Origin of the sequence: Clostridium sp. (assembly GCF_036569345.1) — a bacterium.
Classification (GTDB): domain Bacteria; phylum Bacillota; class Clostridia; order Clostridiales; family Clostridiaceae; genus Clostridium_AD.
This window is the reverse complement of sequence record NZ_DATCQT010000018.1, coordinates 100,403-122,799: the sequence shown is the minus strand read 5'-3', so window position 1 is coordinate 122,799 and position 22,397 is coordinate 100,403. Positions and strand designations below refer to the sequence as shown.

General features: G+C 31.2%; 24 protein-coding genes. 23 read left to right on the top strand and 1 reads right to left on the bottom strand.

Going from position 1 to position 22,397, the window contains the following annotated elements:
• The first annotated feature begins 203 nt into the window (after positions 1–203).
• From VIM70_RS01395 to VIM70_RS01295, 21 genes are all read left to right on the top strand, one after another.
• On the top strand, positions 204–347 hold the full coding sequence (locus VIM70_RS01395; RefSeq protein WP_331943359.1) for a hypothetical protein: 144 nt from the start codon (positions 204–206) through the stop codon (positions 345–347).
• Between the two features lie 213 nt (positions 348–560).
• Entirely contained in the window at positions 561–764 is a 204-nt protein-coding gene (locus tag VIM70_RS01390; RefSeq protein ID WP_331943357.1) for a hypothetical protein, read from the top strand.
• Between the two features lie 324 nt (positions 765–1,088).
• A complete protein-coding gene (locus VIM70_RS01385; protein ID WP_331943355.1) occupies positions 1,089–2,102 on the top strand; it encodes an asparaginase in 1,014 nt (337 codons plus the stop codon).
• A 120-nt stretch (positions 2,103–2,222) separates the two neighbouring features.
• Positions 2,223–3,644 (top strand): NCS2 family permease, encoded by a 1,422-nt coding sequence (locus tag VIM70_RS01380; protein WP_331943353.1) that lies wholly within the window; start codon positions 2,223–2,225, stop codon positions 3,642–3,644.
• Positions 3,645–3,834: 190 nt separating this feature from the next.
• On the top strand, positions 3,835–4,989 hold the full coding sequence (locus tag VIM70_RS01375; protein WP_331943351.1) for an aminotransferase class I/II-fold pyridoxal phosphate-dependent enzyme: 1,155 nt from the start codon (positions 3,835–3,837) through the stop codon (positions 4,987–4,989).
• 224 nt (positions 4,990–5,213) lie between these two features.
• The gene (locus tag VIM70_RS01370; protein ID WP_331943349.1) at positions 5,214–6,089 is read left to right on the top strand and encodes a YicC/YloC family endoribonuclease; all 876 of its coding nucleotides are present in this window, start codon (positions 5,214–5,216) and stop codon (positions 6,087–6,089) included.
• Positions 6,090–6,103: 14 nt separating this feature from the next.
• Entirely contained in the window at positions 6,104–6,376 is a 273-nt protein-coding gene (gene remA / locus VIM70_RS01365; RefSeq protein WP_331943347.1) for an extracellular matrix/biofilm regulator RemA, read from the top strand.
• Positions 6,376–6,987 carry a guanylate kinase gene (gene gmk / locus VIM70_RS01360; RefSeq protein WP_331943345.1) on the top strand — a complete coding sequence of 204 codons (612 nt, stop codon included), beginning with the start codon at positions 6,376–6,378 and terminating at the stop codon, positions 6,985–6,987. Before remA ends, gmk begins: the two co-directional genes overlap by 1 nt.
• Positions 6,980–7,198, top strand: coding sequence for a DNA-directed RNA polymerase subunit omega (rpoZ, locus tag VIM70_RS01355; RefSeq protein ID WP_331943343.1), 219 nt, complete (start codon positions 6,980–6,982; stop codon positions 7,196–7,198). The genes gmk and rpoZ overlap by 8 nt, the downstream gene beginning before the upstream one ends.
• A gap of 1 nt (position 7,199) precedes the next feature.
• Positions 7,200–8,390, top strand: coding sequence for a bifunctional phosphopantothenoylcysteine decarboxylase/phosphopantothenate--cysteine ligase CoaBC (coaBC, locus tag VIM70_RS01350; protein ID WP_331943341.1), 1,191 nt, complete (start codon positions 7,200–7,202; stop codon positions 8,388–8,390).
• 128 nt (positions 8,391–8,518) lie between these two features.
• Complete coding sequence (gene priA / locus VIM70_RS01345) at positions 8,519–10,720, top strand: primosomal protein N' (RefSeq protein ID WP_331943339.1); 2,202 nt, start codon at positions 8,519–8,521, stop codon at positions 10,718–10,720.
• Positions 10,721–10,806: 86 nt separating this feature from the next.
• Positions 10,807–11,259 (top strand): peptide deformylase, encoded by a 453-nt coding sequence (def, locus tag VIM70_RS01340; RefSeq protein ID WP_331943337.1) that lies wholly within the window; start codon positions 10,807–10,809, stop codon positions 11,257–11,259.
• Position 11,260: 1 nt separating this feature from the next.
• Entirely contained in the window at positions 11,261–12,190 is a 930-nt protein-coding gene (gene fmt / locus VIM70_RS01335) for a methionyl-tRNA formyltransferase (protein ID WP_331943335.1), read from the top strand.
• 25 nt (positions 12,191–12,215) lie between these two features.
• Positions 12,216–13,544 carry a 16S rRNA (cytosine(967)-C(5))-methyltransferase RsmB gene (gene rsmB / locus VIM70_RS01330; RefSeq protein ID WP_331943333.1) on the top strand — a complete coding sequence of 443 codons (1,329 nt, stop codon included), beginning with the start codon at positions 12,216–12,218 and terminating at the stop codon, positions 13,542–13,544.
• Positions 13,545–13,575: 31 nt separating this feature from the next.
• Entirely contained in the window at positions 13,576–14,613 is a 1,038-nt protein-coding gene (gene rlmN / locus VIM70_RS01325) for a 23S rRNA (adenine(2503)-C(2))-methyltransferase RlmN (RefSeq protein WP_331943331.1), read from the top strand.
• Between the two features lie 12 nt (positions 14,614–14,625).
• Positions 14,626–15,372: a Stp1/IreP family PP2C-type Ser/Thr phosphatase gene (locus VIM70_RS01320; protein ID WP_331943329.1), complete on the top strand. Its 747-nt coding sequence runs from the start codon at positions 14,626–14,628 to the stop codon at positions 15,370–15,372.
• Positions 15,347–17,233: a Stk1 family PASTA domain-containing Ser/Thr kinase gene (pknB, locus tag VIM70_RS01315; RefSeq protein WP_331943327.1), complete on the top strand. Its 1,887-nt coding sequence runs from the start codon at positions 15,347–15,349 to the stop codon at positions 17,231–17,233. The genes VIM70_RS01320 and pknB overlap by 26 nt, the downstream gene beginning before the upstream one ends.
• Before the next feature lie 62 nt (positions 17,234–17,295).
• On the top strand, positions 17,296–18,165 hold the full coding sequence (rsgA, locus tag VIM70_RS01310) for a ribosome small subunit-dependent GTPase A (RefSeq protein ID WP_331943325.1): 870 nt from the start codon (positions 17,296–17,298) through the stop codon (positions 18,163–18,165).
• The gene (rpe, locus tag VIM70_RS01305; RefSeq protein ID WP_331943323.1) at positions 18,162–18,812 is read left to right on the top strand and encodes a ribulose-phosphate 3-epimerase; all 651 of its coding nucleotides are present in this window, start codon (positions 18,162–18,164) and stop codon (positions 18,810–18,812) included. Before rsgA ends, rpe begins: the two co-directional genes overlap by 4 nt.
• A complete protein-coding gene (locus VIM70_RS01300) occupies positions 18,813–19,448 on the top strand; it encodes a thiamine diphosphokinase (RefSeq protein WP_331943321.1) in 636 nt (211 codons plus the stop codon). It begins immediately after the preceding gene.
• Positions 19,449–19,571: 123 nt separating this feature from the next.
• A complete protein-coding gene (locus VIM70_RS01295; RefSeq protein ID WP_331943319.1) occupies positions 19,572–19,742 on the top strand; it encodes a hypothetical protein in 171 nt (56 codons plus the stop codon).
• Positions 19,743–19,950: 208 nt separating this feature from the next.
• Here VIM70_RS01295 and rpmB read toward each other — a convergent pair whose 3' ends face one another.
• The gene (rpmB, locus tag VIM70_RS01290; protein ID WP_216149825.1) at positions 19,951–20,142 is read right to left on the bottom strand and encodes a 50S ribosomal protein L28; all 192 of its coding nucleotides are present in this window, start codon (positions 20,140–20,142) and stop codon (positions 19,951–19,953) included.
• 196 nt (positions 20,143–20,338) lie between these two features.
• Here rpmB and VIM70_RS01285 point away from each other — a divergent pair, with 196 nt between their 5' ends.
• Together VIM70_RS01285 and VIM70_RS01280 are read left to right on the top strand one after the other, a co-directional pair.
• Positions 20,339–20,689 carry an Asp23/Gls24 family envelope stress response protein gene (locus VIM70_RS01285; protein WP_331943314.1) on the top strand — a complete coding sequence of 117 codons (351 nt, stop codon included), beginning with the start codon at positions 20,339–20,341 and terminating at the stop codon, positions 20,687–20,689.
• Between the two features lie 13 nt (positions 20,690–20,702).
• Complete coding sequence (locus tag VIM70_RS01280) at positions 20,703–22,343, top strand: DAK2 domain-containing protein (RefSeq protein WP_331943312.1); 1,641 nt, start codon at positions 20,703–20,705, stop codon at positions 22,341–22,343.
• The last annotated feature ends 54 nt before the right edge of the window (positions 22,344–22,397 follow it).

Here is a 22,397-nt window from a genome sequence, read left to right as displayed (position 1 = left end):
TATTAATTATATGTAAATTAATATTACATATATAAAGAAATATTAATCAATTAAGGAATATTAAAATAAATTTAAATAAGTTTGATGGGTATAATAAATATTACATAGAGAGAAAATAATAAAGTGAGATTAAAGAATTTAAAAATATAATTATCAAATGAGCTTAAAATATAATAAAATTTAATTGAAGGGAGTTTTAAACTATGCCTGATCATCAACATGTTGGAGGTAGCAAAAACAGTAATATTAATGTTAAACGTGACAATATTAGTAAACCTAAGAAAAGTAAAGGAGATAAGAAAAAACCATCTTTATATGAGAATTTCAATGGAGAAACCATTGACTAGAGAATAAAATTATAATTATTTTAAGAAAAATAATATTTAAAGGAGCGACAATAATATGCAAAAGGGCAAAAAAAGTGAAGTTAATGGTCAAGAGGTTAATATTGGTACTAAAAGAACAGATGCTAGCGATAAACAGAAAAGTGTGAAAAAAGAAAGAAGGAATTAGAATAAAATTATAATGTACTTTTATAAATAAAAAAGGAGCGTGTTTTGATGTCATTCGAAAGAGAAAAATTTTTAAGTGAAGGTTATAAAATAATGAAATTTGAACGTGATATTGATAAAATCACTGGTCAAGAAATAGGGAAAATTGAAATTAAGGCATTAGATGGTCATTTACAATATATAACATTAGATGATAATGAAGCAGATGAAATAGAAAAGAACTTGTTTGAATATTTAAAAAATAAATTGTAAGCATTACTATTTTGTCATATTCTATATCAACTATCTTCATTAGGTAGGAATTTATTAATAATAGAAGCTGCACATTTATGATAAAAATAAGATATGCCTATAAGCATATCTTATTTTCTTTATTATCATATTTAAAAAATAAATGATGTAATTAATATAAATTTGTTGTAAAATAGAATTTGTTGTAAAATAGAATTTGTCTGTGAAAAACTCATTTGTTAAAGTTTTATTAATAAACTTTTGATATTGAAATTTTTTTTATAGTTGAAAACTAATTTAAATAAAGTAATTATTTTTAATACTAGGAGTTAGGAGAGATAATACATGAAAAAAGTTGTGGTTATTTTTAATGGAGGAACAATTTCGATGAGCGTTGATCCAAGAATAAAGGCCGCGGTTCCGACTCTAAGTGGAGAGGAAATAATGTCTATGGTTACAGGAATTGAAAATTATGCTCATATAGAATCGCATACTTTTTCAAGTTTACCTGGACCTCACATTACACCTGAATTAATGATGGAACTGTCTGAATATATACAAGGGTTCTTGTGCCGTGATGATATATGTGGAGTGGTTGTGACCCATGGTACGGATACACTTGAGGAAACAGCATATCTATTACATCTAACTATTGATAATCCAAAGCCTGTTATTGTTACAGGTTCAATGAGAAATAGTTCTGAACTTGGATATGATGGTCCAGCGAATTTATCAGCTTCAATTTGTACTGCTATTTCGGAAGAGGCTCGAAATAGGGGAGTATTGGTGTGTTTAAATGATGAACTTAATTGCGCTGGTGAGGTTACTAAATCACATTCAATGCATCTAAATACTTTTCAAAGCCCGGAGTTTGGACCAATAGGGATTATCGATAATAATGAAGTGATATTCTATAGAGATAGTTTGAAAAAAGAACACATTAATACAAAAAATATAGAGACTAGAGTAGATTTAATAAAAGCCTGTGCTGGAATGGATTCAAAGCTAATTGATTTTTGTGTTCAGCAAGGTGCAAGAGGAATTGTTATTGAAGCTATGGGGAGAGGAAATATTCCACCTCTTATGGCAGAGGGAGTAAAAATAGCTATACAAAAGGGGGTGGCAGTAGTTTTAGTTTCTAGATGCTTTAAAGGAAGAGTATTAGATTCTTATGGGTATCCAGGCGGTGGTAAGGAACTAAGAAATGCTGGGGTAATTTTTGGAGATAGTTTGCCAGGTCAAAAGGCTAGAATTAAACTTATGCTTGCACTTGCTAGTACAACAGATATAAAAGAGATTAAATGTATTTTTGAACGTGGACGGTATAAAAAACGAATTTCACAAGAGAATAAAGCTTAAATATTCGTGTTTACATTGACGGTCTTATGTATTATTGATATTATATTTATATGAAAATTTTATGATAAATTACTAATCATTATTCAAAACTATAATAAAATAAAGAATAGGGGAATAAATATGAAATCAGCAAAAGGCAATGATAATAATTCTATTTTTGAAAAACTTTTTAAACTAAGAGAAAACAATACAACAGTTAAAACGGAAATACTTGCGGGTATAACTACATTCATAACCATGGCATATATTATATTTGTAAATCCTAACATTCTAAAATTTGCAGGAATGAATCTGCCAGGTATAAAGGGAGATGGGGCAGCAGCTTTTACTGCACTAAACGACCCAGTGGTAGCATCAGTGTTTGCAGCTACATGTATTGCAGCAGCAGTAGGTACTTTTGTAATGGCATTTTATGCTAATTTGCCTTTTGCTCAGGCACCGGGAATGGGATTAAATGCTTTCTTTACATATAGTGTGTGTTTAACACTCGGATACACATGGCAACAAGCGCTAGCAGCGGTTCTTATGTCTGGTATTTTATTTATAATAATAACACTTACTTCAATAAGAGAAAAAATAGTCGATGCCTTGCCACAGAATTTAAAACTTGCTATCTCAGGAGGAATTGGTCTGTTTATAGCACTTATCGGTTTTAAAAGTGGTGGGATTATAGTAGGAAGTCCAGATACTTTGGTAACATTCGGTAAACTGACAACTCCAAGTGCATTAGTAACCTTAATAGGTATAACTATTACAGCAATACTTATGGCTAAAAAAGTAAAAGGATCTATACTATATGGAATTGTTATAAGTGCAATAGTGGGAATTCCTTTTGGAATAACTAAACTTGCAGGAATTACTGTATTTAGTGCACCACCATCTCTTGCACCTACATTTATGAAGTTTGACTTTGTGGGTCTTTTAGGATCAGGAGCTGGTAAGGGTGTATTTGCGGCAATAATGAGTGTAGTAATGGTTGTAATAACATTTAGTTTAGTAGATTTGTTTGATACAATAGGAACCCTTGTAGGAACAGCAACAAAAGCTAAAATGCTTGACGAGAATGGAAAAGTAAAAAATATGAACAAAGCATTGATGTCCGATGCATTAGCAACTACTGCGGGAGCAATTATGGGAACAAGTACTGTAGTAACATATGTTGAATCCACAGCAGGAGTTGCAGAAGGCGGAAGAACAGGCCTTACATCAGCTACAGTAGGTGTGTTGTTTTTATGTTCATTATTTTTTAGTGGACTCGTAGGAATAGTACCGGCGCAAGCTACTGCTCCTGCACTTGTTATAGTTGGAGTCCTTATGATGAGTGCAGTGACTAAAATAGATTTTGACGATTTTACAGAAGCACTTCCAGCATTTTTTACAATAGCAATAATGCCTTTTAGCTATAGTATAGCAAATGGTATAGCCGCTGGAATTATTTTTTATCCAATAGTAAAAGTTGTAACAGGAAGACACAAGGAAGTAAGTCCTATAGTTTATGTTTTAGCAGCATTATTTATAATTAGATTTATAATATTACCTTAAGTTTAAAATGTTTATTATTGATATACTACTTAATAAAATAGTATAAAGTGGATAAACTGGTACCTATCAGGTAGATTTTTTAAAATTCTATTCGATGGGTACTCTTCTTTATTTATTTTAAATGAAGTACTGTAACATAGTAAGTATCACCTGAATATCATAATATAAAAAATGTATAAAGGGTGATATTATGAAAATAAATAATAGACTATCTAATGTTGAGGAATACCATTTTAAAAAAATAGACGATATAAAGAACAAAGCACTTAAATCCGGGAAAAAAATAGTTGACCTTAGTATAGGAGATCCAGATTTACAAGTTCATTCAAATATTACCGATGCATTAATAGAAGGAGTAAAGGGTGATAGGTATAATAATTACCCACCATACGATGGGTTAGTAGAAATGAAAGAAGCTGTTATAAGATATTATAATCAGGTTTATTCTGTAAGTTTAAATTTGGAGGAAGTAATAATTCTTATAGGATCTAAGGAAGGTATAAGTAATATCATTCCAGCTGTATGTGATGTTGGAGATTGTGTGATAGTGCCTGAACCTGCATATCCGGTTTACAACATTTGTTCTAAACTCTGGGGTTGTATACCATATACTGTACCTTTAACACTAAAAAATGGATATTTGCCTAATATTAATGTTATTCCAGAAATAATCGTTAGTAAATGCAAGCTTATGTTTATAAATTATCCCAATAATCCAACAGGTGCAGTAGCGAGTGGTGAGTTCTATAACCGTATTGTAAAGTTTTCTTATGATAATAATATTGTTTTATGCAATGATTCAGCATATAATGAAATGATTCAAGTAGATAAGAATTCCATTAGTCTCATGCAATATGATGTAAAAAGGCAAAACATCGAGTTTGGAACTTTATCTAAAACTTACAATATGACAGGATATAGAATAGGGTATGCTGTAGGTAATGCTAAAGTAATAAATGCTATTTTAAAGATAAAAAGTAATTGTGACTCTGGCCAATTTATTCCAATTCAAAAGGCAGCAATTGCAGCTCTCAATTTAGAACGTGATTATGTTCAAAACATAAGAAAGATATATGATGAAAGACGAGAGGTTGCGAAAAGTGTTTTGATACAAAAAAACATAGATTTTTTTGATTCTGAGGCCACTTTTTATTTATGGTGTAAAACGCCAAAAAATTATACTACTAATGAATTTTGTGAAGAATTATTAATTAATCATGGAATTGTAGTTACTCCTGGTAATGTTTTTGGAAAACTTGGATATGATTATTTCCGTATAGCACTTACAAAAGATAAGCTTATTATTGAAGAAGCTTTAAAATCACTAAAAAAATATATTGGTTAAATTATTATTGATATAATATTATTATTGGTATAATATAAATTATATAGGAAATATTTTATTATAAGGATGAGTTATTTTTAGAATACAAAAAATTACAATTTAATATAATTTTAAAATAAAAATTGTAATAAAAGTGGAAACTTATAATTTTAGCTTGAAATTTAGGTTGAAAGTTATGTATACTTATTAATGATTCACAATGAACATTGGAAGGATGCGTTGGTATGGTTAGGAGTATGACCGGATTTGGGAGAGGAAACTCTGAAAAAGATGGTAAAAGCTTTACAATAGAGATTAAAAGTGTTAATCATAGATATTTTGAAACTAATATAAGAATGCCTAGGGTCTTAATAGCTTTTGAGGATAAAATTCGAAAGATAATTGGTGAAAAAGTAAAAAGAGGAAAACTTGATGTTTTTGTAACTCAAGTCAATTATGATAAGGAAGATGTTGAGGCTTATTTGAATGAAAAATTGGCGCAAAGTTATATAAACTGCTTTCGAACCTTAAAAGACAAATATAATCTAGATGGCGATATATCAGTAAGTAATATAGCTAGATTGCCTGAGGTAATAACGCTTAAACAAAAGGAAGAAGATGTCTCAACTTTTGATCAGATTGAATTATCACTAACAAAGGCGCTAGAAGCTCTTCTTTTTATGAGAGAAAGAGAAGGCGAAAAATTATTAAAGGATCTTATAAGTAAATGTAATTTAATTAATAGTTTAGTTGACAAGGTTAAAGAAAGAGCACCGTTTGTTGTTGGTGAGTATAAGGAAAAACTAAATCAAAGGTTAAATGCACTGCATAAGGAAGTTGAATTTGATGAAAATAGAGTTGCCATGGAAATTGCTATTTTTGCAGATAAAGTTGGAATTGATGAAGAAATTGTACGATTAAATAGTCATATAGAGCAAATGAGGGAAACTCTAATAATAGATGAACCAATTGGCAGAAAACTTGATTTTATTATTCAAGAAATGAATAGAGAAACAAACACTATAGCATCTAAAGCAAATGATTTAGAAATTTTAAATACAGTAATTAATATGAAAAGTGAAATAGAAAAAATTAGAGAACAAATACAAAACATAGAATAAACAGGAGGCACACGATGAGTATAAAGTTGATAAACATAGGTTTTGGAAACATTGTTTCAGCAAATAGGTTGGTAGCCATAGTTAGCCCTGAATCAGCTCCTATTAAAAGAATAATTCAAGAAGCAAGAGATAGAGGTATGCTTATTGATGCTACTTATGGAAGAAGAACCAGAGCAGTTATTATCACAGATAGCGATCATGTTATTTTATCAGCTGTTCAACCTGAAACTGTTGCACATAGACTATCAGTTAAAGATGAGGAACGTATAGATGAGGTTGAGGAATAATGAAAAAAACAGGACAGCTGATTGTTATTTCGGGACCTTCCGGTGCTGGTAAAGGTACTGTATGCAAGGCTCTTCTTGAAAAAAATAATTTTTGGATGTCAGTTTCTGCCACAACAAGAAGTCCTAGAAATGGTGAAATAGATGGGACGGATTACTTTTTTATGACTAAAGAGGTATTTCATGAGCAAATTGAGTTAAAAGGATTTCTTGAATATGCACATGTTTATGGAAACTGTTATGGGACACCTAAATCCGAAGTTTTAAAAGTATTAGATGGCGGACGTGATGTAATACTTGAAATAGATATCCAAGGTGCTCTTAATGTGAAAATGGCATATCCAAGTGGTTTGTTTATTTTTATTCTTCCACCGTCTATGGAGGAATTAAGAAATAGAATTACAAATAGGGGCAGTGAAACACCAGAATCATTAATTACAAGGTTTACATCTGCTCATAAAGAAATTAGTTTTGTATCCAAATATGATTATGCAGTTGTAAATGATACTGTAGATAGTGCTTGTGAAAAAATTCAAAGTATTATTATTGCAGAAAGATGTAGAGTAGATAGAATGAATGGAGATTTTCTAAAGGAGGAAATTAGTAATGAATAATTCAATGATAAACCCATCAATAGTAGATTTATTAGAAAAAGTCGACAACAGGTATTCGTTGGTTGTAGCAACATCAAAAAGAGCAAGACAAATAATAGAGGGTCAAAGCCCGCTTGTACATGTAGATTCTACCAAACCTGTTACTATAGCTATACATGAAATTTATGAAGGAGCTATTGTAGCAATTACCACAAAAGAAGGAATAAAATAGTATGGAAAATAGAAAGAGCGTAGTTATTGGAGTAACAGGTGGAATAGCAGTATACAAGGCTCTTGATGTTATTAGCAGACTTAAAAAAGAGAACGTTGAAGTATATGTTATCATGACTAAATCTGCTTTAGAGTTTGTAAATCCCATTTGCTTTCAAACTTTGAGCCAAAATATCGTCATTCAAGATATGTTTGAAGAACCTAAGGCATGGGAACTACAACATATATCTCTTGCTAAAAAGGCAGATTTGTTTGTTATAGTACCAGCAACTGCTAATATAATTGGTAAAGTTGCAAATGGTATCTCAGATGATATGTTAACTACTACTATTATGGCAACAAAGGCACCAGTGATTTTTGCACCAGCAATGAATGTTAATATGTACAGTAATCCAATATTGCAAGGTAATATTCAAAAACTCAAGGATTTTGGGTACGAGTTTATTGATCCAACATCAGGAAGACTCGCTTGTGGTGATATAGGGGAAGGTAAACTTGCACAAACTGAGGATATTTTTGAAATAATTATGAGTAATTTATATCCAATAAAAGACATGGTTGGTACTAAGGTTTTAGTTACTGCTGGTCCTACAATTGCACCCATTGACCCAGTAAGGTTTATTACAAATAGATCTTCTGGCAAAATGGGATATGCTATTGCGAGAGAAGCCAGGGATCGAGGGGCAACTGTAACTCTAATATCAGGTCCATGTTATGAAAAAACTCCCATCGGTGTAAATGTAATAAGAATAAATACCAATGATGAGATGAGGGCCTCTGTAATAAATAATTATGAAGATAGTAATATAGTTATAAAAGCAGCAGCTGTATCTGATTATAAGCCTAAGGTATACTCTAACAGTAAAATTAAAAAAAATGAAAATGAATTGAATTTAGCTTTTGTACGTGACAATGACATTTTAAAAGAATTAGGATTACTTAAAAAGAAGCAGATATTAGTAGGTTTTGCAGCAGAAAGTAATGATTTAATCCAAAATGCAAAAGCAAAACTACTTAAAAAGAATTTGGATTACATAGTTGCCAATGATATAACAAAAACAGATGTTGGTTTTGGAACTGAAGATAATAAAGTGATTATTTTAAGCAAAGATAATGATCCTATAGCAATAGATAAAATGTCTAAGAAAGAAATTGCTAGGGAATTGTTTAATTTAATAAATAAAAAGCGCTAATGCGCTTTTTATTTATAGAGGGACATTCAAGTAAATAACAAGTCAGTATGCTAGTATATTTTGTATCTTTGACTTGTTATTTATTTTCATGCCCCTAAAGAAAATTATAAAATTAAAAGGGTGATTATGTGTATCAGTATGCTGGAGTTGTGGTGAATAACGATTCGATTCAAGTGGATAAGATTTTCACATATAAAATACCTATTAGTTTAATAGGCAGCGTTTATTTAGGATATAGGGTTAAAGTGCCATTTGGAAGAGGGAATAGGACGATTGATGCTTTTGTGTTAGAATTGTATAAGCAATGTGACAATGTGAATAATATTAAGGAGATAACAAGTATTTGTGATGAAATGCCACTCCTTAAAATAACTGATATTGAACTTATAAAGATTATGAAAAAAAAGTATCTTTGTACATATTTAGAATGCATAAAAGTTATTATTCCAAGAGGTATTACAAGAGGTATAAAGAAGAAGACGATGTTTATATTAACTATATGCAAGGATTTAGAAGGCAAATTTTCAAATGAACCTTATAAAAACATTTATGAATTAGTGTTATTACACAATATGAAATATAATAAAAATGAATTTAGTAAAATGTTTAATTTATCTTTATCATCAATTAATACCATGATTAAACATGGATTTTTAGAGACAAAAGAAATTATAATTAATAGGTATAATCAAAAGGACTATTCTAGGTATGAAGAAAAAATACTTAATGAGAATCAACAGAGATCAGTGGATATTATAATGAACTCAAAGCATAAAAAATTTCTGATGCACGGAGTTACAGGTAGTGGAAAGACTGAGATATATATGAACTTGGTAAGTTATATGTTAAAAGAGAATAAACAATCTATAATACTTATACCTGAAATATCTTTAACACCTCAAATGGTTGAAAGGTTCAAAGGTAGATTTGGACGTGATATAGCAGTTTTTCATAGTAGACTATCAGATGGTGAACGATATGACGAATGGATGAGAGTGAAACTCGGAAATGTTAAAATTGCCATTGGAGCAAGATCAGCTATATTTTTGCCATTTGAAAATTTAGGGTTAATTGTTATAGATGAGGAACATGAGGCAAGTTATAAGTCTGATAGTGACCCAAAATTTGATGCTCGTGAAATAGCTTATATGAAATGTGAACTAGAAGATTGCATATTAATACTAGGGTCAGCCACACCCTCTATTGAAAGCTATTATAGAGCTACTATAAATGAATTACAATTGATTACTATTAATGAGAGGGCAGATGGTGCAGCCATGCCAAAAGTAGAAATCGTTGACATGCGTGAAGAACTTATGAATAATAATCGTTCAATATTTAGCAAATCTTTACATGAAGGTATTATTGATTCTCTTAGAAAAAACGAACAAGTAATTTTGTTTTTAAATAGAAGAGGGTTCTCAACCTTTGTTTCATGTAGAAAATGTGGTTATGTCTTCAAATGCAAAAAATGCGATATTTCATTAACTTACCATAATACATCTGAATACTTAACATGCCATTATTGTGGAGAGAAAGAAAGAATTAGTAAAGTGTGTCCTAGTTGTGGAAGTAGTTATGTAAAATATTTTGGAGTTGGAACAGAGCAAATTGAACAAGAAATCAATAGGATTTTTCCAAGTGCAAAAACTCTAAGAATGGACTTTGACACAACACGAAAAAAAAATTCTTATGAGTATATATATAATACATTTAAAAACAAACAGGCAGATATTTTAATTGGAACTCAAATGGTTGCTAAAGGATTAGATTTTGAAAATGTTACTTTGGTGGGAGTAATAGCTGCAGATTTATCGCTTAATTTACCTGATTTCAGGGCGTTTGAACGGACGTTTCAACTGCTTACCCAAGTCTCAGGACGTGCAGGTAGAGGCAGTAAAGAAGGAAAAGTGGTTATTCAAACATATAGTGCAGATAACTTAACAATACAATATGCGGCGAATAATGATTATAATAGCTTTTATAAAAATGAAATAATGATGAGAAAAGCTATGGACTATCCACCTTTTACAAGCATTTTAGTCATAACAATGAGTTCCGAAGATGAAACTTTGTTAATAAAAAGTATACAAAATGTTGGCGAAAATTTAAAATATAATATCCAAGATAATGATAAAATTACATTACTAGGACCATGTCCTTGTGGGATATCTAAAATTAAGAATTTTTATAGGTGGCAAATTATTATAAAAGGAAACATTGAAGAAACAATTGCTGAGGAAATTAAAAATTTAGTTTATGAATTAGTTAAAAAGATTTATAATAGTATACGGGTTAGTATAGATATTAATCCAAGCAGTATGATGTAACAGCACTGAAAGTGATGATTTAACAGCACTAAAAGTGATGATTTAACAGCACTAAAAGTGATGATTAATGACAAGGAGGTTAGGGCATGGCAATAAGAATAATTAGAACCTATGGAGATGACATCTTAAGAAAAAAAGGCAGAGTAGTAGATGAAATAAACCAAAGAATTTTATTACTAATTAAAGATATGATGGAAACTATGTATGATTCTAAGGGGATAGGTCTTGCGGCACCTCAGGTTGGAATTTTAAAAAGAATAGTTGTTATTGATATTGGAAATGGGCCTATGGCAATTATTAATCCGGAGATTATAGAAATGCAAGGTTCCCAATTATCAAATGAAGGTTGTTTAAGTTTACCAGGCATACAAAAAAATGTAGCTCGACCTGAGAAAGTAAGAGTGAAGGCATTAAATGAAAAGGCCGAGGAGATAGTAATTGAGGGTGAAGGTCTTCTTGCAAGAGCACTCTGCCATGAAATTGATCATTTAGATGGCGTGTTATTTATAGATAAAGCAATAGAAGGTGAGGAAAAGTAATATGAAGATAATTTTCATGGGTACCCCAGAATTTTCAGTACCATCACTTCAGATGCTCATAAATGAATTTGAAGTTATTTCTGTTTTTACTCAGCCAGATAGACCAAAAGGAAGAGGTAAAAATTTAGCTATGTCACCAGTTAAATCTTTAGCTTTATCATGTAATATACCGGTATATCAGCCTTTAAAACTTAGAAACAATGAGGAAATGATAGGGATAATTAAAAATCTAGAACCGGACTTCATTGTGGTAGTAGCATTTGGTCAAATTCTTCCAAAAGAGGTCTTGGATATTCCTAAATATGCATGCATAAATTTACATGCATCATTACTACCCAAATATAGAGGGGCTGCTCCTATAAATTGGTCCATAATTGATGGTAATATTAAGAGTGGCAATACTACAATGTTTATGGATGTTGGTCTTGATACAGGGGATATACTACTAACTGATGAAGTGGAACTATCTTGCGATATTACAGCAGGACAATTGCACGACATTCTAATGAGTAGAGGCGCACAGCTTTTAGTTAAGACAATAAATGGTATAGTGGATAATAGCATAGAACCAGTTAAACAAGAAAATGAGTCCAGTTCCTATGCACCAAAGTTAGGTAAAGAAATGGCTATGATTAATTGGGAGCAAAGTAGTTCTAATATCCATAATTTCATAAGAGGGCTAAATCCATGGCCAATTGCATATACTCACTATGAAAATAGGGTAATGAAAATATATAAATCAAGTCAAGTAAATGAGATATCAGATAAAAAAATTGGTAGTATTATAGAGGTATCCAAAGAGGGACTAAAGGTATCAACTGGTAGTGGTGTTTTACTTATTGAAGAGATACAATTTCCGGGGAAGAAGCCTTTAAAAGTAAAGGATTATATAATAGGAAATAAGATAGATGAAGGTGTAGTTTTAAAATAATCAAATATAAAATTGAGGTAAAAGTATGAATAATAGTAGACTTGTAGCGATTATAGTTATAGAAAAAGTATTAAATGAAAATGCTTATTCGAATATTGTTTTAGGACTAGAACTTAATAAATCGGAGTTGAATGATAAAGATAAAGCACTAGTTACAGAAATAGTTTATGGCACGCTAAAATATAAATATACAATAGATAAAATATTAATGAATTATATTAAAAAGGGCATAGATAAACTTGATAGCTTTGTTTTAAATATACTAAGAATATCAGTTTATCAGATTAGGTTTCTCGATAAGGTTCCAAGTTTTGCAGTAGTTAATGAGGCTGTAAATTTAACTAAAAAAATGAGCAATATAGGAGCATCGAAACTTGTTAACGGTGTACTTAGGAGCTATCTTAGAGATAGTGAGGCTAAGTATTATAATGAAAAAGATGATATTGAAAGACTGTGTTTTGAGTATTCATTCACTAAGGCTTTAGTTAAACTATTTATAAAGCAATATGGATATGAAAGCGCTGAAAAAATTCTTAAAGGATTGAATTATAAGCCTGATGTTACAGTTAGAGTAAATCTTCTAAAATTAACTTATAAAGAAATATGGGAAAAACTTATAGAAAATGGATATAATATAGAAAAAGGATATGCAAGCCCTGTAGCAATACGAATTATTAAGGGGAAAAACATAGAGAATAATCTTTTATTTAATGAAGGAGACATTACGGTTCAAGATGAATCTGCAATGTTCGCAGCAATTTCTATGGACCTAACACCAAATTTAGAAGTCTTGGATCTTTGTAGTGCACCAGGGGGAAAGACAACACACATTGCAGAAATTATGGGAAATACGGGACACGTTTCTGCTTTTGATATACATGAAAATAAATTATCGCTTATTAAAGAAAATTTAAAGAGAATAGGAATTACAAATACAACTTGTGAGGCTCATGATGCTACTCTTTATGATCCGAATTTATTTGAGTGTGCTGATAGAGTACTTATAGATGTACCTTGTTCTGGGCTTGGAATTATTAGAAAAAAACCTGAGATCAAGTGGAGTAAACACATAAGCAATATAAAAAATATAATAGAAACACAAAGGCAAATAATGGTTAATGCTTCGAAATATTTAAAAAAAGGTGGAGTGCTTGTATATTCAACTTGCACCCTTAACAAGGAAGAAAATGAAGGTAATATAGACTGGTTTATAGAGGAACATTCTGAGTTTAAGGTTGAACCATTATTTTATGGAAAGTTTGATAATATTAACTATAGTGATAAAGGATATGTTACTATATTTCCTAATGAGTACATGGATGGATTTTTTATAGCCAAAATTATAAAGTCTTAGAATATGTATAAAATGATAGTAGGTGTGTAAAATGATAAATATATTGGATCTTAATTTATTAGAACTAAAACAATGGATGAAAACGAACGGAGAAAGTGAATTTAGAGCTAAACAAGTATCAGACTGGATTTATAAGGATATTTGGGATTTTGAAAATATGAGCAATATCCCTCGTGGAGTAAAAGAGAAGTTGCAAAGTAATTTTTACATAGGAATACCTGAGTTAATTTCAGAATATACTTCAAAACAAAACGATACAAGAAAATACCTCTTTGCACTGGAAGACGGTAATTTAATTGAATGTGTTATTATGAAATATAAACATGGAAATTCTATTTGTATATCAACTCAAGTTGGATGTAGGATGGGGTGTAAATTTTGTGCATCTACCATTGGAGGATTGATTAGAAATTTAACCACAGGGGAAATGTTGTCTCAAATAATGAAAGCACAGAATTTAATTGGGGAAAGAATTTCTAATGTAGTACTTATGGGTAGTGGGGAGCCATTTGATAATTTTTGTAATGTGATGAAATTTCTTGATGTTGTGAATGCAGAGAATGGGTTAAATATTGGCCAAAGACATATAACTATTTCTACCTGTGGTATTGTACCAAAAATCAAAGAATTTGCTGATATTAACTTGCAAACAACATTAGCAATTTCACTTCATGCACCTACGGATGAAATTAGAATGAAAAGTATGCCGATTGCAAATAAATATTCAATTACAGAGATTATAGATATTGCTAATTACTACACAAATAAAACTAATAGGAGAATAACATTTGAATACGCTCTTGTGAAGGGTCTTAATGATAGTACGCAAGATGCAGAAAAATTAAGTGAATTATTAAAGGGCATGTTATGTCATGTTAACTTAATTCCAATTAATGAGATAAAAGAGAATGAATTAAAAAGATCTCCAAATAATGATGTTGATGAATTTAGGAGAGTACTTGAAACTAACAATATTCAGGTAACAATAAGGCGCGAAATGGGACTAGATATTAACGCGGCATGTGGACAACTTAGAAGAAGCTATATTAAAAGTGAAAAACTTAAATAAGGGGGCGTAACAATGCTTGGGGTTTTATCAGATGTTGGAAATATTAGAAAAACAAATGAAGACTCTGTAGGTTATTTTGAATCCAGTGATTTTGACATTTATGCTGTAGCAGATGGTATGGGGGGGCATAATGCAGGAGAGGTTGCTAGTGAGCTTGCAATTAAGGTTATAATGGAATATATAAAGGAAAATAACCAGGGTTTAGATTTAAAAGAAGTGCTTTCAGAAGGAATAAAATGTGCAAATAAGGAAATTTATGATTTGGCGAGCCAGAGTGATTCACTTAAGGGAATGGGCACAACTATAACCATTTGTTTAAGAAAACAAAATCAAATGGTTGTTGCAAATGTAGGCGATAGTAGTTGCTATATTATAGATAATAATAATAAATTATTAAAAGTTACAAGGGACCATTCTCTAGTGCAGCAGCTTTTAGATAATGGTTCTATAACTGAAGAAAAAGCTAGAAATCATCCAAATAAAAATATTATTACAAGGGCACTTGGAACAAATGAGGTAGTAGAAGTTGATTTATTCGATGTGGATTTGACTAATATAATCAAATGTATCCTGTGCACAGACGGTCTTACTAATGATGTGACTTATTCTGAAATGTATGATATTATTATTGAAAATGACAATGATTCAAGCTGTAAAATGTTAGTGGAACTAAGCAAATCTAAGGGTGGCCGCGATAACATATCAGTTATCGTATTTGAAGGAGCGTGCAGAGATGATAGGAACGGTACTCGGGAGTAGATACGAACTCCTTGAAAAAATTGGAGAAGGTGGAATGGCAATAGTTTATAAAGCTAAATGCCGTTTACTCAATCGTTATGTTGCTGTAAAAATATTAAAAGAAGAATTTTCAAATAATATAGATTTTATGGACAAATTCAAAAAAGAAGCTTCATCCGTAGCTAGTCTTTCATCAAATAATATAGTTAATATTTATGATGTTGGTCACGAGGGAGATATAAATTATATCGTAATGGAATATATAAAAGGAAAAACATTAAAGGAAATTATAGTGGAAAATGGTAGTATGGATTTCAGTCAGGTTATAGACTATGGTATGCAAATTGCAAAAGCACTTGAGTGTGCTCATAAGAATAACATTATACATAGGGATATAAAACCTCATAATATTTTAGTGACTGAAGATGGAACAGTTAAAGTTACGGATTTTGGTATTGCAAAAGCTGCAAGTTCAGTAACTATAACTAACACTAGCACAGTGATGGGTTCAGCTCATTATTTTTCACCAGAACAAGCAAAAGCAAGTTTTGTAGATTGTAGAACTGACATTTATTCTTTTGGAATAGTACTTTATGAGATGGTTACAGGGAGAGTTCCATACGACGCAGAAAGCCCCGTATCGGTGGCCTTAAAACATATACAAGAACCTGTTGTGCCACCTAATCAAATAAATGCCAATGTTCCTGATAATTTAAACAAATTAATATTAAAAGCAATGGAGAAAGAACCAATAAAGAGGTATCAGACTGCAAAAGAGATGTTTTTAGATTTGCAGAGGATACAAAATAATAGTTCTTATGCTATTGCAACAAATACCATGGAAAATGAATACACTAGAGTTATGGAAGCTGTAAATGTAGATGACTATGAAAAAGAAGAAGTGGCAAAAGAACCAAAAAATAAAATCAATAAGAAAAATAAAACAAAGATAATAGTATCTGTTGCAATAATCTTATTGATTGCTTTATTGAGTGTGTTAGGTCTCATTTATAAAAACAATCTTGGAAATACCAAAGCTACAACTCAGATATTGGTGCCTAAAATTATAGGAATTGATAAGGTAGCAGCAGAAAAATTAGTTAAAGCGCAGGGGTTAAATTTTGTAGAGGTTGGACAAGTAAATAGTGAGGAACCAGTAGGCACAGTCATAGTATGTTTTCCTGATGAAGGAACAGAAGTGAAAGCTAATTCTGAAGTTAGAGTTAGAGTGAGCAAGGGACTAGAGAGTTTAAAAGTTCCGTCAGTTGAGGGGTTTGATCAAATTTCGGCCAAATCTATTATCCAGCAAAATGGGTTGGTACTCGGTAATGTTACTGAGGCGTTTAGTGATTCCATTGCTAGTGGTATAGTAATAAGTCAAGATCCAGGTCAAGATAGTTTAGTTAAAAAAGGTGATAAAGTAAACTTGGTAATAAGTAAGGGAGTAGAAGTTAAAGAAACGAAGGTGCCAAATCTAAATGGCTTGACTATAAATGAAGCACAAGTAATATTGCAAAATGCGAATTTACTTTTAGGTAATAAAACAGAAGTATCAACCAATGATAAATCACAGGATGGTAAAATTTTCAGTCAAACTACTGATGTAAATACAGCTGTTAATCAAGGCAATTCTGTAGGCGTTAGCTATTACAAGTACAAGGAGCCTGTAAAAGAGCAATTTAATGTTCCAGACTTTAGGGGGAAAACTGTTAAGCAAGCAAAAGATTTAGCTGCAAACTCTAATATAAGTTTAAATGCTCCTGGAAATGATGAGGATATCGTTCAAACACAAGATAAAACCCCAGGAACAAAGGCCAATGTGGGGGATACTATAACCTTAACTAGTAAGGCTTCTACCGCAGTTGTACCACCAGCACAATAAAGATTTAAAAACAAATAATTATAACATATAAAATAATGTTAAAGGTAAATGGTGAAGGATATATGCAAGGAGTAATTATAAAAGGTATAGGTGGACTATATTTTGTGAAAGTTGGGGACAAAGTCATAGAATGTAAGGCAAGAGGGAAGTTTAGGTATACTGGGCTTTCCCCTGTTATTGGTGATAAAGTGGAGATAACATTAGAATCAGATATTACCAAAGGCGTGATAGAAAAAATTTTTGCAAGAGATACAGAGATGATACGACCAGTAGTTGCTAATGTTACTCAAGCTTTTGTAGTTTTTGCCTTTAAAAAACCTGATTTAAATATGGAACTCCTAAATAAATTTCTAGTCCTTTGTGAACATTATAGGTTAAATATAGTTCTTTGTTTAAATAAGCTAGATTTAGTTTCTGAAGTAGATGAAGAGCTTATTAAAGAATTAAAAAGCGTTGGCTGTGATTTGGTATTTCTAAAAGCAAAAGAGGGTCAAGGCCTAGTGGAGCTTAAGACAAGAATAAAAGATAATATTACTGTTTTTTGTGGACCATCTGGAGTTGGAAAGTCAACTATACTTAATAGTTTACTTGGAAGAGAAGCTATGAAAACTGGAGACATAAGTAAAAAATCTCAGAAAGGTAAGCACACAACTCGGCACAGTGAACTTATTGAATATGAAGAAGGATTTCTGCTGGATACTCCAGGATTTTCTTCATTAAGTTTAGACTTTATAGAGAAAGAACAACTACAATATTGTTTCCCGGAATTTGAAAAACATAGATGTGAATGTAGGTTTTCTAATTGTATGCACAATAAAGAACCTAACTGTGGAGTTAAGCAGGCGGTAGAAGCTAATGAAATATACAAGGATAGATATAAATTTTATATAAAAACACTAGAAGAAATTATTGCTAGGGGGAATAAAAAATGATAAAAATATCACCATCTATATTGTCAGCGGATTTTTCAAGACTAGGAGAACATATTAAGGAATTAGAAACGTGCGGTGCTGATATGATTCATATTGATGTAATGGATGGCATGTTTGTACCAAATATTTCTTTCGGTATTCCAATCATTAATAGTATTAGGAAATTAACAAAATTGCCATTTGATGTTCATCTTATGATAGAGGAGCCCTCAAGATATGTAGAAGACTTTGCAAAAGCTGGAGCGGATATTATAACTGTTCATTATGAAACTGATAGGCATATTGATAGGACTGTTAATTTCATCAAAAGTCTAGGTGTAAAAGTTGGGGTTGCATTAAATCCCGCTACACCTGTAGACTCCATTAAACATCTAGTAAGTAATCTTGATATGATACTAATTATGTCAGTAAACCCTGGGTTTGGGGGCCAAAAATTTATTGAATATAGTTTGGACAAAATTAAAGAAGTTAGAACTCTTGCAGATAAGTATAATAAAGAAATTATGATTCAGGTAGATGGTGGTATTGATGAGGTTAATATTAGAAAAGTTGTGAATAGTGGCGCTAATGTTATTGTGGCTGGATCAGCTATATTTAAGAATGGTGAAATAGAAAAAAATATAAAAAGTTTAAGGGTTGGTCTTTAAATGAAAGTGGTAATAATATCAGGAGGAAATCCACCCTCAAAGGAATTACTTAATGATGAAATTACTAGGGATTCATTTTTAATTGGAGTGGATAGTGGGGGTAATTGCTTATATAAATATAATATAAAACCTCATTTACTTGTAGGTGATTTTGATTCCATTGATAAAAAGGTATTGGAATATTTCAAAGAAAACAATTGTGAAATAGATATTTATCCAGCAGAAAAGGATTTTACGGATACCGAAATTGCAGTTAGAAAAGCGATAGATATGAAACCAAGTGAAATAGTATTATTAGGATGCACTGGAAGCAGGGTTGATCATTTGCTTTCTAGTATTGGAATGATTAATATTTGTTTGGAAAATGGTGTTAATGCATGTATCAAGGATGCAAATAACAATATTAGGTTAATCAATTCCTCCACTTCATTAAATGGCGTTATCGGTGAGATTTTTTCATTACAATCATATGGTGATGAAGTAAAAGGATTAACTATTGAGGGTGCAAAATATTCTTTAAATAATTACAATTTAAAGATTGGCCAAGGTATAACTACTTCAAATGAGTTTGCGACGCCACTCGTTGAGATTACATTTGAATCTGGAACGCTGATGATAATATTAGCATCAGATTAATATTCATAAAAGAACTATTTTTTTATTGATGACCTCAATAAAAAAATAGTTCTTTATTTTTAGTAACATTATTGAATGTAAATCATATAATGATATTGAAATACTTTGAGAGGGGAACGACTTATGAGAAGGTATTTTAGGTATATACAAAAGCAATTTGGAGTAATAATTGTATGCCTAGGCATTGGAATTATAACAGTAGTAATAGTTCCATTTTGGTGGTGGATAGTTGTTGTGGGAGGAGGAATTGTTTATTTCGGATTCAGTATAATGGATCATAACAATCATTGTTAGTTTTATTAGAATTTTTAAATATATTTTTTAGGAGGCAGAAGAGATGAAAATTATGGCTATTAAATTACCGAGATTTATGTCTCGAATAATTAGATTTTTTTTACGAAAATAACATAGAAGTTTTTAATGATTTCAAGGAATATTAGGAATTTATAGGTGTAGAAATAAATAAAAAATGCAGCTACTAGGCTGCATCTTTATTTCTTACTTATATAGCACGTTGTACTTTACCTGAACGAAGACATCTAGTACATACATGTATAGATTTAGGCGTTCCGCTAACTATAGCTTTAACCTTTTGAATATTCGGAGCCCATTTTCTCTTTGATTCACGGTGTGAATGACTATATTGGCTTCCTGAAACTACACCTTTATTGCATATTTCGCATTTTCTTGACAATGAAAACACCTCCTTAAGACTATGAAGAATAAAATCTTCTCAATTGAAACACGCATTATTGTAACATAGATATAACTACTCTTGCAAGTGAAATGAGGAATTATTAGTAATAAAGGTAATTATAAAATTAATTTTGTTGAATAAATTGGTGATATAGATTAAAATAATCTATATAGTGGTATAAGGAGGAATTAAAATGAAAGGTAATATTACAAGCGAGAATGGTATTATATATTATTCAGAGGAAGCATTAGCTAATATAGTTGGAATTTCTACAACAGAGTGTTATGGAGTTGTGGGAATGGCACTTAAAGATGCCAAGGACGGATTTTGGCAATTAATTAAGAGCGATGGTTTAAACAAAGGAGTTAAAATTAATTCTAAGGAAAATAAACTCTTTATTGAATTATATATAATAGTTGAATATGGCACAAAAATATCTGTAATAGCAAATAATATAATTCAAAAGACAAGATATAATGTTGAAAACTATACAGGACTAAAGGTTGCAGAAATTACTGTAAACGTCCAAGGTGTAAGGGTTTAGGGGGGGATATACAGTGAAGTACTTAAAAATTAACGGACAGCATTTTAGAAATATGGTAATAAATGCATCCAATAGACTAGAAGATGAAAAAGAATATGTGAATTCACTAAATGTATTTCCAGTTCCAGATGGAGATACAGGCACTAATATGTCAATGACATTTAAATCGGCAGTGAGAGAAATTGATAGTATGTCAACAGAGTCTATTAGTGAGATAGCACAAAAGCTTGCTAGGGGCGCGCTGATGGGTGCAAGAGGTAATTCTGGAGTTATACTATCACAAATATTTAGGGGCATTTCAAAAGGACTAGAAGGCAAAGGCGAAGCTACGACTCAGGAATTTGCTAAAAGTATTTTAGAAGGTGCCAAATTTGCATATAAGGCTGTTATGAGACCTACTGAAGGAACTATTTTAACTATTATTAAAACAGCTGGTGAAAGTGCAGTCAATTGCGAGCAGGAAAATGTAGTTGCACTGATGGAGGAAGTTTGCAAGCAAAGTGAAATTATGCTCGATAAAACTCCAGATATGCTTCCAGCACTAAAAGAAGCAAAAGTAGTTGATGCAGGTGGCATGGGACTTCTAATACTGTTTAAAGGAATGTATGAAGCATTAAGTAATAATATGAAAGCAACAATTAAATCGGATGATCAGAGTACTAAATCAGAACCAATATCATCTGCAGGCGCAGCTATACCTGTAGATATAAAGTTTGGATACTGTACAGAATTGTTAGTTATTGCGAAGAATGTTGATACTAATAAACTAAAAAAATATTTAGAGAAAATTGGAGACTCAATGGTTGTAGTTTCGCAAGATGAGTTTCTTAAAATTCATATACATACAAATGATCCAGGTCTTGTACTTTCAAAAGTAATAACCCTTGGTGAACTTTTTAAGGTGAAAATTGAAAACATGAGAGAGCAACACAAAAATTTATTAGGAATATCCAATGAGGAAAACAGAGAAACCGTAAAAGAAGATATTATAGAAAATAAAAAATATGGATTTGTATCTGTTGCACTTGGAGAAGGTATTAAAAACATTTTTGAGGATTTAGGTGTGGATGTGGTAATACAAGGTGGGCAAACCATGAATCCGAGCACACAAGATATATTAGAGAGTATTAATAAAATCAACGCAGAAAACATATTCGTATTGCCCAACAATAAGAACATACTTATGGCAGCGTTGCAAGCAGTTGAACTGTCAGACAAAAATGTAATTGTTATTCCTTCTAGAACTATTCCACAAGGGATTACTGCCGTGACACTTTTCAATGCGGAAGTTAGTGTAGAAGAAAACGAAAACACATTAAAAGAAGCAATAAAGAATGTTGCAACAGCATCTGTAACCTATGCAGTTAAAGACACTGAAACAGATGGTAAAGTAATTAAAGAAGGAAACATCTTAGGGCTTATTGAGCAAAACATTAAAGAAGTTGGAACAGATATTTACAAAGTTTGCTCGGATATAATAGATAGTATGATTACAAAGGATAGCGAGCTTATTACAATTTTCTATGGTGAAGATTGCATAACAAGCGATGTTGAGGAGTTTATCTCTGCTTTAGAGCTTAAATATCCAGATATAGACATTCAATATTATAATGGTAAACAACCATTATATTATTTTATTGCGTCAGTTGAATAAAAGCCTTAGGGCTTTTTTTCTTATATCAGAGTTATAAGTTTTAATTATCTATTT

Bases quoted from the DNA above. Each gene is read 5' to 3' on its own strand.
- VIM70_RS01385 (WP_331943355.1), top strand. From the start codon at position 1,089: ATGAAAAAAGTTGTGGTTATTTTTAATGGAGGAACAATTTCGATGAGC.
- VIM70_RS01395 (WP_331943359.1), top strand. From the start codon at position 204: ATGCCTGATCATCAACATGTTGGAGGTAGCAAAAACAGTAATATTAAT.
- VIM70_RS01285 (WP_331943314.1), top strand. From the start codon at position 20,339: ATGAAAGGTAATATTACAAGCGAGAATGGTATTATATATTATTCAGAG.
- remA (WP_331943347.1), top strand. From the start codon at position 6,104: ATGAGTATAAAGTTGATAAACATAGGTTTTGGAAACATTGTTTCAGCA.
- rpoZ (WP_331943343.1), top strand. From the start codon at position 6,980: ATGAATAATTCAATGATAAACCCATCAATAGTAGATTTATTAGAAAAA.
- def (WP_331943337.1), top strand. From the start codon at position 10,807: ATGGCAATAAGAATAATTAGAACCTATGGAGATGACATCTTAAGAAAA.
- VIM70_RS01390 (WP_331943357.1), top strand. From the start codon at position 561: ATGTCATTCGAAAGAGAAAAATTTTTAAGTGAAGGTTATAAAATAATG.
- VIM70_RS01380 (WP_331943353.1), top strand. From the start codon at position 2,223: ATGAAATCAGCAAAAGGCAATGATAATAATTCTATTTTTGAAAAACTT.
- gmk (WP_331943345.1), top strand. From the start codon at position 6,376: ATGAAAAAAACAGGACAGCTGATTGTTATTTCGGGACCTTCCGGTGCT.
- rsmB (WP_331943333.1), top strand. From the start codon at position 12,216: ATGAATAATAGTAGACTTGTAGCGATTATAGTTATAGAAAAAGTATTA.
- VIM70_RS01295 (WP_331943319.1), top strand. From the start codon at position 19,572: ATGAGAAGGTATTTTAGGTATATACAAAAGCAATTTGGAGTAATAATT.
- VIM70_RS01375 (WP_331943351.1), top strand. From the start codon at position 3,835: ATGAAAATAAATAATAGACTATCTAATGTTGAGGAATACCATTTTAAA.
- coaBC (WP_331943341.1), top strand. From the start codon at position 7,200: ATGGAAAATAGAAAGAGCGTAGTTATTGGAGTAACAGGTGGAATAGCA.
- rlmN (WP_331943331.1), top strand. From the start codon at position 13,576: ATGATAAATATATTGGATCTTAATTTATTAGAACTAAAACAATGGATG.
- fmt (WP_331943335.1), top strand. From the start codon at position 11,261: ATGAAGATAATTTTCATGGGTACCCCAGAATTTTCAGTACCATCACTT.
- rsgA (WP_331943325.1), top strand. From the start codon at position 17,296: ATGCAAGGAGTAATTATAAAAGGTATAGGTGGACTATATTTTGTGAAA.
- VIM70_RS01370 (WP_331943349.1), top strand. From the start codon at position 5,214: ATGGTTAGGAGTATGACCGGATTTGGGAGAGGAAACTCTGAAAAAGAT.
- rpe (WP_331943323.1), top strand. From the start codon at position 18,162: ATGATAAAAATATCACCATCTATATTGTCAGCGGATTTTTCAAGACTA.
- VIM70_RS01320 (WP_331943329.1), top strand. From the start codon at position 14,626: ATGCTTGGGGTTTTATCAGATGTTGGAAATATTAGAAAAACAAATGAA.
- VIM70_RS01300 (WP_331943321.1), top strand. From the start codon at position 18,813: ATGAAAGTGGTAATAATATCAGGAGGAAATCCACCCTCAAAGGAATTA.
- pknB (WP_331943327.1), top strand. From the start codon at position 15,347: ATGATAGGAACGGTACTCGGGAGTAGATACGAACTCCTTGAAAAAATT.